Raw genomic sequence first — 14,266 nt, forward strand, 5'->3', positions numbered from 1 at the left:
GATGAGAATTTTATTTGCAACTATCGCTATTCTATTTTTATCCTCTTGTGCAGGATACAAACTCATTAACGCTAAATCCGTTAATGTAAAAGGCATGAACGTACAACCACAAACGATGTGGAGTAAAACCCCTGATTCACTGGGTAATAATGTTGAACTGTGGACCGTTGACGGCAGACAACTTAACCAATTAATTTTTATTGGTGCGCTTGCCAACAATCAAAGATTATTCACACCACCAAGTAAAGAACTTCCAATGCCCGTATTCAAGGCGGGAATGCTACCAAACGAAATGCAAGACCTTGTTTCATCGTCTTTGAAAAACCTTTATGGCGGCGATGTTGATATAACCACATCAAACCTTCGTCCTACAGAAGTTGCGGGGCAAATTGGGTTCAGATTCAACCTAAGCTACTTCACTAAAAATGGCTTAGCAAAACAAGGTGATGTATTGGTATTGGAAAAAGACAAGCGCTTGTACAGCATGATTTTTATCGCGACCAAGCTGCACTACTTCGACAAACATGCTCCTGAATTCGATCATATGGCTAACTCAATAATCATTTAAAACATTCCATTCAGGTTTAACCCGCTCTAAGATGGGTTCACTTTTTAGGGTCGCCCTCAGGCGGCCCTTTTTGTTGCTCCTTTGGGATCCAATATTCAATTTGACTCATATAAATGCACTGTGATTGCATTAGTCGATGATCACGATACGAAATAACGCACGATATGAGGCCATGCTATGAAAGTTGCAAATCCGCAAGGAAAGGGCTTAGTTACTCTATTCAGCCAATGGCACCCGCCTCTTGTCGTGCGCGAAACGCGTGATTTGCCAACCTTAATGAAAGATTATTTGCTGTCTTTAATGGTTCTTTCGGCCAAGTTTAAATTCCGTCCTGTGGTGAATACGCCTTACTTTCTTTATCTAAAAGATAATCAGTTAATTTTGACGCTGATTGAACCGCAAACTAACGGCAACCGGTTTGGCAAATTTGTAGGAAACTGCAAGCTAAAGCCGGAATTAACATGGGATATAACGTTTTCAGAAGAATCTAAATCCGATACCGAGATTCAAACCTTTATTGAAAACTTTTATGCGGGATTTAAGGCCCACCATGATCAAAACGTAGAGTTAACATCTCTACTTCCGTTTTTTGAAAACTCCCTGCCCTTTTACGCTCGAATGTACGCCAATGGTTTAGCTAAGAGTATTGGATTGGGCGTAAAACAGTTAGGGCTAGCGCATATTAACGCAGGGACACTTTTGGTTAAAAATGACGACATTCGTACATTTTTAATACAATAAACAGCCAATTTTTGTACACAAAATTAAGTTAATAAAAGGTTAAAACATCTTTCCTCGTCGTTTAAGGCTATCTTTTTAAGCTCTATAAGCCCCTGATTTTCTGGATTTTATAAAATAATTAGTAAAATTAGTGTTAAATCTTTTGATCCAAACGCGCGTTTGAATCATACTTACTACTAACTGGTCGGATGTCAGATGAGTATATAGATATGAGTATTCGCAAAAGTCTTAAAAAGGTATTACCTCCTATTTCCGTTACTGAGCAAGAAGCACTCGATGCCGGTGACATTTGGTTAGAATCGTCAATTTATCAAGGCAAGCCTGATATGGCTGCCCTTAGACGCATTCCTGTAACGCAACTTAGCGCTGAAGAGCAAGCTTTCATTGATGGCCCTCTACAGGAATTAATTGGCATGATCGACGATCACGCCATTCAAGAAGATATTCATCTTCCAAAAGAGATCCTAGACTTCCTAGGCAAAAATAAATTTTTCTCTCTTATTATCCCTAAAGCATTCGGTGGTTTAGAGTTTAGCCCTTACGCAAACTCTACTATCGTTTCAATGTTGGCTTCTAAGAGCTGTTCTGTTGCAGTAACCGTGATGGTGCCTAACTCATTAGGCCCGGGCGAGCTGCTAATGCATTACGGAACAACCGAACAACAGCAACATTGGCTTCCTAAACTTGCCGTTGGTGAAGACATTCCTTGTTTCGCATTAACCGGCCCAGATGCTGGTTCAGATGCCGGTGCTATTCCTGATGCCGGTATCGTGACAAAAGGCATGTGGAACGGTGAAGAAGTGGTTGGTTTGTCTGTCACTTGGGACAAGCGCTACATCACACTTGCCCCTATTGCCACGGTACTTGGCTTAGCATTCAAGGTTTATGACCCTGAAGGTTTATTAGGTAATCAAGTTGAGCTTGGTATTACCTGTGCGTTAATTCCTAAATCCCATCCGGGCGTGGAATTAGGCAACCGTCACGATCCAATGAACATGCGCTTCTACAACGGTACAACCCGTGGTAAGAATGTATTTATCCCAATGGACTTCATCATCGGTGGTCAAAAGAACATTGGTCGCGGGTGGCAAATGTTGGTTAGCTGCTTAGGTGCAGGTCGTGGTATTTCACTTCCAGCAATGGGTACAGCAACCGCACAAGCATCTTTTAAATCTGCTTCTGAGTATTCTTTCGTTCGTGAACAGTTTGCAACACAAATTGGTCGCTTCGAAGGTATTCAAGAGCCTCTTGCTGAAATGGCAGGTAAAACGTACCTTCTTGAAGCCATGCGTGTGCTAACTACCGAAGGTTTGGGTCTTGGTTTAAAACCCTCTGTTGTCACCGCTATTGCTAAATATCACATGACTGAGTTAGGTCGTGATGTATTAACCGCAGCAATGGATGTTCAAGCAGGTAAGGCCATTCAAAAAGGTCCTCAAAATACCTTAGCAAATGCTTACCAAGCGCAGCCAATCGCGATTACAGTTGAAGGTGCCAACATCTTAACTCGTAACTTAATGATTTTCGGTCAAGGTGCGATGCGCTGTCACCCATACTTGAAAGAGATGGTTGACCTAATCCACAGCGACGATAGCCGCGCAGATTCGAAATTCAACGGCGTATTAAACAAAACCGTGGGCTACAGTGTTGCTAACGCCTTCCGCAGCTTGGGTTTAAGCTATTTGCCATTCCTACGCAAAGAATCCGCTAAGCACGCGGCAGTGAAGAAGTACGAAAAACGCATGAACAAACTTTCTGCTAACTTAGCAACTATGGCTGACATGGCCTTGTTGGTATTGGGCGGAAACTTGAAAAAAGCGGAGATGCTATCTGCTCGTTTAGGCGACATGATGAGCTACTTGTACATGACAATGGCAGCGATTCGTTATTTTGAACTGCGCGTTGATTCTCGTCTACAAAAAGAAGCCTTACCGTACTTTGAATACGGTGTAACTTGGGCGCTAGCACAGTGCGAAAAAGCACAAGCAGACTTCGTTGCTAACTTCCCGAATGCGCCAACTCGTTACTTGATGCGTTTATTGACCAACAGCTACAGCAATGCAACTAATGCTGTAACTGATGATCAAATTCGTAAGCTTGCAGAAGCAAGTTTGGAAAATAGCGAGTTTAAAGCGCAAATCACCCACTTGGTGAAAAGTGTTGAAGGTGATGGCTATGACATCAATACGCAAGCTTTCGTTGCCAAACATAAGGTCATGCCTATTTTATCTAAAATTCGCAAAGCCCTGCGTACCAATCCTGTTGCACCGGCTACTGCCTATGAAGATATGCTAGCAGCGTTACAGAAGCGCGGCGACTTAACAGCAAGTGAAGTTGAAGCTGTTACTGATTACGAAAACAAACGTCGTGTAGCAGTACGTGTAGATGAATACGACTTCGACCTAAATTTACTCAGTAAAGAGCAAATTGCTGCCGGTCCAGAGTCCTACGAACAAAAACATAAGCCTGCGGCTTAATGAAAAACCTCTAGCACAATAAAGCAAAAACCCGGCATTGCCGGGTTTTTTTATGTTCATTTGAAACTAACTACTGGTTTCTATTCTAGTTGACTTACAACCTATGTTCGGTGAAATACCTTCGTATAATCTATAGGAGCTGTCTTTGTCAGCATGCTCTGTTAGTGCTCTGCCCAGTTCAACCTAATGTCGTCATCAGGTTTGCAACCTAAGAAATGATCGATCAAGCTATCTTTCCTTAACCACACTTCTTCCAGTTCGAATAGCTCATCTTCAAAATACTGCTTTATTTGCTCTAAGCACTGAAAATACAGAGGTTTGTTCTTGCTATCCTGTAGAGGTGACACAGTACCTTGCTCCTCTGTAGAAACTAAGTACATTCCTCCAAGAATCGCATCAATGAATATTTTCATACAATGACCTCATAAGCCTAATGATACATTAACTACCCGAAAGGGACCCTACAAGTGAAAATTAAATTGCACCCGCAAAGATAAAATTATCACCATTTACTTTATACAGATTGATCGCAATCAATTTATTACAAGGAAAACGAAAAATCCAAAAGGTAATATTTAAACCCACTTTGTAAAATAAAACATAAATTTATGGGTTAACCATATCGCATGCGTGAAAAATTGGCAAGTTTTTAACTCATTGAGATTGACAAAAGGCTCTATTTGAGAATTTTTTATAACATTTACAGTATATTATAAATTTCGAGGCAATGTGCTTATTTATCAAAATGATGTGCATATCACTCATATTTATCGCGATTACGAAGAGTCTTTTGCAATCATAATTAGATTATTGCACTAAAATTGGCATTTTGAATATAAATTTCATGGAAAGAAAAGAGCATAAAGGAAAATTTTTGATCATTTTTAATTGATTCGTCCTTGAACCAATTAAACATAAGGTTTACCGCTTCGGAAAGCCTTGTTTGCTATCCGTTTTCAAATACGTGTAACCCTCTAAGCATTCTTCGTAGAAATCTATCCACTTCACACCCTCGCGCGGTTTAATCATGCCCGCTGAAATACACTTGTCGACATTACGCTTCACATCCTGCGCCATCGCTTTAGGATTGTACTGCATAATAGCCAACACATTACTGACTGAAGAACCTTGCACTACTTCTTCAATATAGAAATCTTCTGGATCGTCGTCATAACTATATATATGCACTTCGTTTAAACGACCAAATAAGTTGTGCATATCGCCCATAACATCCTGATAAGCGCCCGTTAAAAACAATCCAATGAAATACTGTTCGTTTTCTTTTAATTCATGTAATGGGATGGTTTTGTTAATTTCATTATCACCAATGAAGTGGTCAATTTTACCATCGCTATCACAGGTGATATCCACCAACGAGCAATTTACTGTTGGTTTTTCATTTAGCCGCGTTAACGGCACTACAGGCAAAATTTGATCAATCGCCCAAATATCGGCTGCCGATTGGAAAATTGAAAAATTACTCAAATATTGCGACGCCAGTAACTCATCAAGATCATCAATAATCTCCGGCGAATAAGGTTCACTTTGTTCACGCTTACGTAAGCGCGCCAAAATCTGCCAATACAAAGTTTCAACTTTCGCTAATTCTTCAAGAGACAACACTTTCAGTTTAAATGCATTGATTGCCTGCTCTTTCCAGTCACTCGCATCGTTATAGACTTCTTGCGAGTTGGGATACCGATCTAAGTTCTGTGCAAGGTCACGAATGTTGTTCACAATCAGGTGATCGTTTGCACCGGGTTCGGTATTAAATTTCTGCTCACTCGGTTTAATTTCGCTCACGACTTCGGTGATAACGCAGCTATGGTGAGCCGTTAATGCCCGTCCACTCTCACTCACCAAAATTGGATGCGGCACGCCTTCCATATCGCACAATTCCATCATGCCATAGACCACATCGCCCACGTATTCTTCCATGCTGTAATTGCGAGATGACTCACTTGTTGAATGACTACCATCGTAATCAATACCTAAACCGCCTCCTACATCAACATATTCAAGAGCCGCTCCCATGTGATGTAGCTCAGCATAAATACGAGCCGCTTCAGTTACTGCATCTTTTATCGAGCGAATATCTGTTAATTGGCTACCTATGTGGAAGTGCAATAACTTCAAACAATGCGACATCTCATGTTCACGCAAGAAATTAACCGCATTAATAATTTCAGCCGTGGATAGACCAAACTTAGCTTTATCACCACCGGACCCTTCCCAACGTCCTTTGCCTTTCACGAACATTTTAGCGCGAATACCAATGAGCGGCTCAACACCAAGCTCTTTCGATAAACGTGTTAAGGTCACTAGCTCCGAGAATTTCTCGATAACAACAATGATTTTCCGACCCAATTTACGCCCCATCAGCGCTAGCATCATAAACTCTTCGTCTTTGTAGCCGTTTAAAATGGTTAAAGAGTCGTAATTGGTATTCAAGGCAAGAACCGTCAGCAATTCAGCTTTCGAACCGGCTTCCAAGCCAAAATTGTAGGGTTCACCGGCTTCAACCACTTCTTCAACCACTTCACGCATTTGGTTTACTTTAATGGGGTAAACGCCCATGTAAGTTGCGTTATAACCGGCTTCTTCCATTTTGTTACGGAAGATCTTATTGATGTTGACCACCTGAGAGCGCAGAATATCGTGAAACCGTACCACCAGCGGGAACTGAATATTCTCGTCACGAATTTCATCTAATACTGATTTAAAGTCGATACGAATATCGGGATTATTCGGGTCTGGAGTCATATGCAAATTGCCATTTTCTCCAATTTCAAAATACCCACCACCCCATCGTTTCACACGATAGAGCTGTTCCGCTTCAGTAATAGACCATTCTGCCATGAAGCTTACTCTCCAAATTGGTTCCCAACGAGAACATCATTCAAACTAATAAAATAATTAACCACAACTTATGAATATTTATTCACTAGGTCAATCCCAAAAAAAGCGCGACATTATAGAGCCGCAAAACGCTTTTGCATAACCCTTTTTGACGAGAAAAACGCTAATTGACCAACGCAACTTGTGCTTCTAAAAATGCATTGATTACCTCGGCCATATTTGGAATCCAACGCAACACGATAACTAGCTCGTTCTCTTCATCAACGTAAATATAATTACCGCCAAAACCCGCTGCAAAATAAGCCGACTCAGGTGCTTTACTAATGCTATTTTGCGTATTCAACCACCACATGTAACCGTAGTCAGGGCGCACATCGGTTGGCACTCGCACACGCTTCGTCCAACCTTCTGGTAATACTTGTGTTTCGCCCACTTTTCCTTGATTCAAAAATAATAAACCAAAACGCGCGTGATCTTCGGTATTGATAAACAGCCCACCACCAAAATGACCGCCGCCTGAAACGGATTGGATTTTCATTCCATCTAATGTGACCCATGAATTCTCATAACCATGCCAACGCCAAGTTGAAGACGCGCCAATTTTATCCATTACCTCTCGTTTCAATACCACGGGCAATGGCTCACGAAAGACTTGCAACAATGCATACGCCAATAAATTCACACGGACATCGTTGTATTTGAAATGTGTACCTGCGGGGTATAGCGTGCGACTTTTCCATTCTTCTAAAGAATCACCGACCGGCCTGTCTGCCCAATCTGGGGTATCCCACAAAGTGCCTTGCCAATCGGATGTTTGTTGCATCAAGTGGTGCCAAGTAATCACTCGGTTTTTATCACTATCAAACTTACCATCCTGCACATAATTTACCACTGGATCATGTACGCTTTTAATCAACCCGTCACGTAACGCGATACCCACTAAGGTGGATAGATAGCTTTTCACTACGCTAAAGGTCATATCGACACGCTGGGTATCCCCCCAACTCGCGACCACTTTACCTGATTTTAGCACCATACCTGCGGGCGTTTTTCTCGGTTTTGTTGGTCCAAGCACTCGATAATTGTGTTCTTTAGGCGCGTAGCTATCCAGCAGGACTTGATGTAAATCATTCGGTTCAAGCACCGTATTTCGAATGGCAAGTCGCACCGCTACATCCAGTTTTTCAGGACTAAATCCTGCTTGTTCAGGTGAAACAGAGTGCCACTCAAACTTATTAGGAAAATCTATCCCTGCTTGAGCGACGTTAGCCGCAGCAAAGAAAAAGCCAGCTGCCAGTAAAAAATATGTAAGCCTGTGTTTTATCGCCAAAATCATAATCGATGTGTTTCTTATTTTATTTATGGTTATTGTGGCGTAATTCTGCTCAGCATTACAAACCCACACCAGAAAAACATCGGGCTTTTGCGACGAATCGCTAACGTTATCATCTGGCTGACTTGCGCTGGTATAAGGTAGGTGTGTTTGTTGCTCGGTTTCAGGATTATTTAAGGGAGTATTTTTATTTGTTGCTGATAGCCTTTTGCCCACATCGCCACTGCGGTTCACATTTGCAGCACAAATACATAACCCATCATAGCAATGCCAAATTAAGATAAGTTGGTGTTAGCAACGCCAACCTGCATATGTAACAAGGCAGCGATACATTAAAAACAAACATTTGCCCTCGGGCCTGTGGGTAGCCCGAGATAGCAAATTCGAATAGCCGTATTAATAGACCATTAAATTACAGCCATAACGACAGTTCAAGTGAGCGCCAAATTCAGTTTCCGCTTTCGCGCTTTTCACATCTGACGTCAACTTTTCATAGGACACGTTTTTGCCATACAAAAAGAAGTTGTTGTCGTCTTTAATAGCGATTTCGTAGTCCATACTTTCTAGCTTATTAGCTACCTTGTTAATATTCTCTGGACTATGCATTTTTGCAATGATCATACAATTACCTTTAGTAAGCGTTTGTTTTTGTTGAAAGAAACAGCGAAAAACAACCATGAAGTTCAGCCATTCCTTCTTGGTCACGTAATCAACCGAAGAAATGACTGAACACGGGCATAAAGGTAAATTATTAAACCGCTCGTTGTAAGCGAAAAATAAATTGTAAATTTGTTCTGGATCAAAAAACGCTTGCATTTTTTTAGCCAGAAGTCGGGTCTAGGGGCCGCTCACGGAGCAGCCTAACGTTTATTTTTATTAACAAAATCAGAGATGGCGACAACAAGCTCCTGCTTTATTGGCAAGTTTGGCTGATTGTAAGTTTCGATATTTTTCATCCTATCTAAACTCGCTTCTTTGAAGATATGATTCATTCCTTTGATAATCTTAAGATCTGTTTGCGGATTCGCTTCAGCAAGTATCTTGGCGTCTTCTTCTCTTACCTGAATATCTGTCGTCCCTTGAATGATTAATGTGGGAATTTTCAGCTTGGCTAACTCTTCGGCAGGGTCATGTTTAAACCAAGAGATTAAATAAGGTTGAACACTGGGTCTGAATAAGGAATACAACATCGGATTAACGTCACTAACGGTTTCACCTTGTTTGAGTTTATCAATAATCGGCGATGCAATATTCAAAACCTCAGGAGGCTGGGATTTAAGCTGTTCGAGCAGGGTTTTATCAGCCGAAATCCCGGAGCCTGCAATTGAGATAAATTGATCAACACCACTCTTTTGCGCTGCGATCATGCCAATTAATGAGCCTTCGCTGTGTCCAATAATAACGACGCGATTAAACCGCTTATCATTCTTGAGTAATTCAGCCCAAGCTTTCGCATCTGAAATGTAATGATCGAATCGCAATTTATCTTCTTTTAAACCGGCTTTTTGACTTTTCCCGACGCCTCTTTTGTCGTACCTCACTGTTGCAATGCCATTTTTGGACAAAGCTTCTGCCAACATTTTTAAGGAATTATTGTTCATTGCCACATTGTTGCCGTTCCTGTCTGTCGGACCAGATCCCGCGATAATTAACGCGACTGGCACCGCTCCCTTTTCATCAGGAACAATTAGGGAGCCTTCTAATGTCCCTGTATTGGTTTTAAGTTTTACGATGGTCTCCATTTGCTCAGCAAATAGACTGCTCGTCATAAATATTGAGAGCAATACAACAAAAAAACATACTTTCATATTCACACCTCTAAGAGCATAACGCCTATGAATAGGCAAATTGTAGATAAATCAAAAACGTTCTATTACTCCGCCCTAAGCGCCAGAAACGGCGGGAGTTTCGAAGCTAAATAGGCAGGCCGAATACCTGCCAACAAGCCAATAACAGAAGAAATACTCAGCGCCATAAACACACTGGTTGTATTAAAAAGCATGGGCATTTGCGGCATTAACAACCAAGCAACAATTTGGATCATCAATAAGAAGACTAGGCCAACTACGCCTCCTAATAGCGCAAGCAATAATGCTTCGCCTAAAAACAGTTTAATAATTAAGCTTTGCGACATACCCAGCGCCCTCAGTAAGCCAATTTCGCTACGGCGCTCGCTTTGGGTAATGGTCAGCATGGTGTAAATGCCGATAGAGCCCACCAACAAACTGATAGCGCCAATGCCCATGCCGGCAATACGCACAACGTTCAGGATGGCATCAAGGCTTTCTAGCATTTGGTCCTGGGTAATAATGGTGAAATCTTCCGAACCGTGGCGTCGAATTAAATGGCGTTTAACCACTTCAGCAAACCGGCTACTGCTAATGCTGTCGCGATATTGCAGGTTTATTTCCATCAGGAAGTCACGGTTGAATAAGCGTAATGCTTGTCCGGCAGGGATGTACGCGGCTTCGTCTAAGTCTAAATTCATAAAGCGGCCTTTTTCCGCAAGCACACCGACTACACGAAAGCGACTCCCACCAATACGGATAAGCTCTCCCACAGCTCGGCCATCACCAAATAAGGCTGCCTTGAGTTTGCTGCCAAGCACCACATCGGCTCTTGAGTTCATCACCTTATCATTAGGCAGAAACTCGCCTTGGCGAATCGAGAGTTGCCACACATCGTCTGCTGCATCCGATACACCATAAACTTCGGTAGCGCGTGTTTTGCCTTGATAACGGAACTCCGCAGTGCCCGCAACAATCGGCACAATCCCAACTACATCACGCGTTTGGTTAAAAGATACAGCATCCGCTAATGTTAACCCTCGATTGGAATTCAACACACCATTTAGGCCAAATGTTTCCGTTTTCCCGGGTGTAATGGACACAACATTCGTGCCGAACTGTGTAAATTCCTGCATCACGAACTGACGTAAACTGTCGCCCATTGCCCCCAGTACCGTCACCGAACTCACGCCAATGGCAAAACCTAAGATAGTCAGTAAATTACGACCCGACTTTGCCATCACTGCTGTTTTCACCCATTTAACCGCATCATTAAATCGCATGGTTCACCCTCGCAAGACTTCGGCTGGCGGAACCGAACCCGCCTTTCTGGCAGGCAAAATACTGAATAAAGTACCCACGGATAACGCTACTAACAATGCCAGAGCATTAATCCAAAATGGGGCTTCAAGCGGTAAGTACGGGAAAAACAGTTTCAAGGTCAATAACAACGCATGGGCCAAACCAAGGCCAATAATACTTGCGATAAAAATAAGCAGCAGGGTTTCCGAAAGAATCATGATTTGAACGGTACGAATACTCGCACCAAGCGCTTTCAATAAACCAATTTCTGCGCGTCGCCGCTGCACCGAAATCAAGCTCAAATTCATAATTAGAATACCGGCAACCAACAAGCTAATCCCGGCCAAAAAGCCAATTACCATGGTAAGTGTTGTGAGAATACTGTTAAACGAATCCAGCATGGATTTTTGGGTCACAATGGTAATGTCTTCTTCGCCATGATGACGTTCTTTAATGCTGGCATAAATCCTTTCAACTACCTGATTCTGCTGCTCATCGGTTTTTGCATGTGTTGGATTAAGCTGTACTAAAATGCGAAACAAAGCGGGTGTATCAAACAACATTTCTGCCGAACGCACTGGTACCAAAAGGACATCTCGTAAATCCAGCCCTAACGACTCACCGCGCTGCGCTAGCACGCCAATCACCCTGTAGCGATAATCTTCAACCGTAATGATTCTGCCGATAGGATTTTCATTGCCAAACAACTCGCGATACAGGGTCATGCCCAATACACAAACGGGTTCAGCTCGTTCAGCACTGGTTTCTGGCAGGTTTTTCCCCATGGATAACACCATGTCGCGGGTTTGAATAAAGGTGTCTGTGGAGCCTATTGTTACCACTTCTCTGGAAAGTGCCCCGTGGCTCACCGCCGCGTTACCCGCAATAATAGGAGCAACGTAATCAACACCGGAAATTCGTTGCAAATGTTGCGCATCTTCAATAGTCAAATCACGCGGTGTTGTGCCGTAAATAGGCGGTCCTGCGCCAGCGGTTTCACGTTTTCCGGGAAATATCACCAACAAGTTTGTGCCTAAGGCATTGAACTCATTTCGCACATATTGACGCGCACCTTCACCTAAGCCTGTTAACAAAATCACCGCAGAAACACCAATGGCGACGCAAACCATTAAGGCCACCGAACGCCACGTATTTCGTAACAATACTTGCGTACTAAACCTCAGCACATCAGGCAACATCATGATTTAAAAACCCATAACGATGGATTCGTAGGCCGTATCATCGCCCATTGGCGTTTCGGAAAGTTCACCGTCAACCATCACGCAACGTCGCTTGGCGCGTTTGCCCAGCGCCAGATCATGCGTCACAACAACCACGGTTAACCCTTTTCGGTTCAACTCTTCTAATAACGCGACGATTTCCTTACCGGATTTTTGATCCAAATTCCCCGTTGGTTCATCTGCCAAAATAAGCTGAGGTTGCATGACAATGGCTCTGGCTATCGCCACCCGCTGTAATTGCCCGCCGGACATTTGTCCCGGACGATGCGTTGCCCGATCGCTTAATCCAACTTGCGCTAGCACATGCGCTACTTTTTGTTTGCGCTCTTTCGGGGACTGTTCGTCCAAAATCAACGGTAATTCCACATTTTCCGCAGCAGTCAATCTGTCGATAAGTTGAAACGATTGGAAAATGAATCCAATGTTTTCACCACGAATACGGGCTCGCTGTTCCTCATCTAACACTTCAGTTTGCACGCCTTCTAAACGATACGAACCGGTGTCGAACACATCTAACAACCCAAGCATATTGAGCAATGTGGACTTACCTGAACCCGATGGCCCCATAATGCTGATGTAATCACCTTGTTCAATATTCAGCGTAATGTCGTTCAGCACGCGCAGAGTCTCCGCGCCGGTTTTGTAGTATTTGTTTATTTTGTCGAGCTGAATCACTGTGCTACCGCCTTCACTCCGTCAGCAAGGCCAGTTAACGTGGTAGAGGTAACGACAACATCCCCTTCATTTAACCCCGATACCACTTCAGTAAAACGCCAATTTGAAAGCCCTGTTTCAATCTGTTTTTTCTGTAGTACATTTTGTGCCAATACAAACACTTGATTATTGTTGAAAAGCGCTTCTGTCGGAATGCGTTTTACCTGTTTACGCTCTTGAATAATGACTTCCACATCAGCGCTGTAACCCACCAGCAAAGACAACGCGTTGACATTATCAATGTCAACTTCCACCTCAACGGTTCTCGCTTGTTTTTCCAGCGCATAAACATAAGGTGCGATGCGTTTTAGCTTGCCTCGAAAGGATTGATCTCGATAGGCATCGATATTGATTTTCACCGTTTGACCGATTACCAATCGCCCTGCGTCCACTTCATCCAGCGGCGCACTAATAAAAAAGCAATGAGCGTTAATTAAATCAATGAGAGGTAAAGTAGCAATGCCCGGAGGCGATGGCGTCGCATATTCGCCCACTTCACCATTCACTTCGGCCACTATGCCGTCGAATGGCGCAAATAAGCGGGTTTTATCGAAATTAGCTTTTATGGCTTTTAAACTTGCTGTTTGTTGTGCGACTTGTGCTTCGGAACGTTTACAAGATGCCGTTGAAGCTTGTGCTTTGGACAACGCTAAATCCACTTGTTCTTCTGTTGCCAAACCTTTAGGTTGTAATTTTTTCAAGCGTGCGTGTTCTCGGTGATCAGCATCAGCAACAATACAGGCCCGCTGTTGCTCTAATTTAGCCGCATTTATCAGCGCTTGCCCTTGTTCAATATTGGCTTGAATGTCGTTATTCGCTAGTTCTAGCAATAATTCCCCGACTTCAACAATATCGCCTTCTTTCACGTTGATTTGGGTGATCTGCCCTCCTAACGACAATGAAAGATTACTACGTCGACACGCCTTCACTGACCCAGATCGTGTGTTACTTACGGTTTCTGCCACATCGCCAAGCATCACTTTTGCCACGCTCACCGATACCGGCTTTTCACGTTTGCTCCACAGTATCGTCCCAATCAAAAGCACCGCAACCGCTAACAACAACCACTTTTTCACACTGCACTCCTCATTTTAGGCAAGCTTTCACTGAATACCGACTTCGTACTGTCAGGAATTTGGGCGTTCTAAACTGCCCACTTAGCCTTTGTGGATAAGATTCCTTTTACACTAATAAGTGGTGTTTCACTGTTTCTTATTGTTATTTAAAGTAATCAAAAATCCGCC

Annotated in this window: 12 protein-coding genes; 3 read left to right on the forward strand and 9 right to left on the reverse strand. The window is 42.9% G+C overall.

Going from position 1 to position 14,266, the window contains the following annotated elements; all coding sequences use genetic code 11:
* The first annotated feature begins 1 nt into the window (after position 1).
* The 3 genes from HJG39_RS05895 (at position 2) to HJG39_RS05905 (ending at position 3,786) form a co-directional block, all read left to right on the forward strand.
* Entirely contained in the window at positions 2–568 is a 567-nt protein-coding gene (locus HJG39_RS05895) for a hypothetical protein (protein ID WP_268407787.1), read from the forward strand.
* A gap of 177 nt (positions 569–745) precedes the next feature.
* Complete coding sequence (locus HJG39_RS05900) at positions 746–1,309, forward strand: hypothetical protein (protein WP_268407790.1); 564 nt, start codon at positions 746–748, stop codon at positions 1,307–1,309.
* A 209-nt stretch (positions 1,310–1,518) separates the two neighbouring features.
* Positions 1,519–3,786 (forward strand): acyl-CoA dehydrogenase, encoded by a 2,268-nt coding sequence (locus HJG39_RS05905; protein ID WP_442781005.1) that lies wholly within the window; start codon positions 1,519–1,521, stop codon positions 3,784–3,786.
* 161 nt (positions 3,787–3,947) lie between these two features.
* On the opposite strand, the gene HJG39_RS05910 is transcribed toward HJG39_RS05905, so the two are convergent.
* The 9 genes from HJG39_RS05910 to HJG39_RS05950 form a co-directional block, all read right to left on the reverse strand.
* Positions 3,948–4,199 (reverse strand): DUF6482 family protein, encoded by a 252-nt coding sequence (locus HJG39_RS05910; protein WP_268407796.1) that lies wholly within the window; start codon positions 4,197–4,199, stop codon positions 3,948–3,950.
* A 508-nt stretch (positions 4,200–4,707) separates the two neighbouring features.
* On the reverse strand, positions 4,708–6,645 hold the full coding sequence (gene speA / locus HJG39_RS05915; RefSeq protein WP_268407799.1) for a biosynthetic arginine decarboxylase: 1,938 nt from the start codon (positions 6,643–6,645) through the stop codon (positions 4,708–4,710).
* A 163-nt stretch (positions 6,646–6,808) separates the two neighbouring features.
* Positions 6,809–8,212 carry a serine hydrolase domain-containing protein gene (locus HJG39_RS05920; RefSeq protein WP_268407801.1) on the reverse strand — a complete coding sequence of 468 codons (1,404 nt, stop codon included), beginning with the start codon at positions 8,210–8,212 and terminating at the stop codon, positions 6,809–6,811.
* A gap of 162 nt (positions 8,213–8,374) precedes the next feature.
* Complete coding sequence (locus HJG39_RS05925) at positions 8,375–8,599, reverse strand: hypothetical protein (RefSeq protein ID WP_268407803.1); 225 nt, start codon at positions 8,597–8,599, stop codon at positions 8,375–8,377.
* A gap of 239 nt (positions 8,600–8,838) precedes the next feature.
* Positions 8,839–9,786 (reverse strand): alpha/beta hydrolase, encoded by a 948-nt coding sequence (locus HJG39_RS05930; RefSeq protein ID WP_268407805.1) that lies wholly within the window; start codon positions 9,784–9,786, stop codon positions 8,839–8,841.
* Between the two features lie 65 nt (positions 9,787–9,851).
* Positions 9,852–11,048: an ABC transporter permease gene (locus HJG39_RS05935; protein ID WP_268407807.1), complete on the reverse strand. Its 1,197-nt coding sequence runs from the start codon at positions 11,046–11,048 to the stop codon at positions 9,852–9,854.
* Between the two features lie 3 nt (positions 11,049–11,051).
* Positions 11,052–12,269, reverse strand: a complete 1,218-nt coding sequence (locus HJG39_RS05940; RefSeq protein WP_268407809.1) for an ABC transporter permease — start codon at positions 12,267–12,269, stop codon at positions 11,052–11,054.
* A 3-nt stretch (positions 12,270–12,272) separates the two neighbouring features.
* On the reverse strand, positions 12,273–12,983 hold the full coding sequence (locus HJG39_RS05945) for an ABC transporter ATP-binding protein (protein ID WP_268407811.1): 711 nt from the start codon (positions 12,981–12,983) through the stop codon (positions 12,273–12,275).
* Positions 12,980–14,098, reverse strand: coding sequence for an efflux RND transporter periplasmic adaptor subunit (locus HJG39_RS05950; protein ID WP_268407813.1), 1,119 nt, complete (start codon positions 14,096–14,098; stop codon positions 12,980–12,982). Before HJG39_RS05950 ends, HJG39_RS05945 begins: the two co-directional genes overlap by 4 nt.
* Positions 14,099–14,266 lie beyond the last annotated feature (168 nt).

Origin of the sequence: Alteromonas sp. a30 (assembly GCF_026788005.1) — a bacterium.
In the GTDB taxonomy this organism is placed as follows: domain Bacteria; phylum Pseudomonadota; class Gammaproteobacteria; order Enterobacterales; family Alteromonadaceae; genus Paraneptunicella.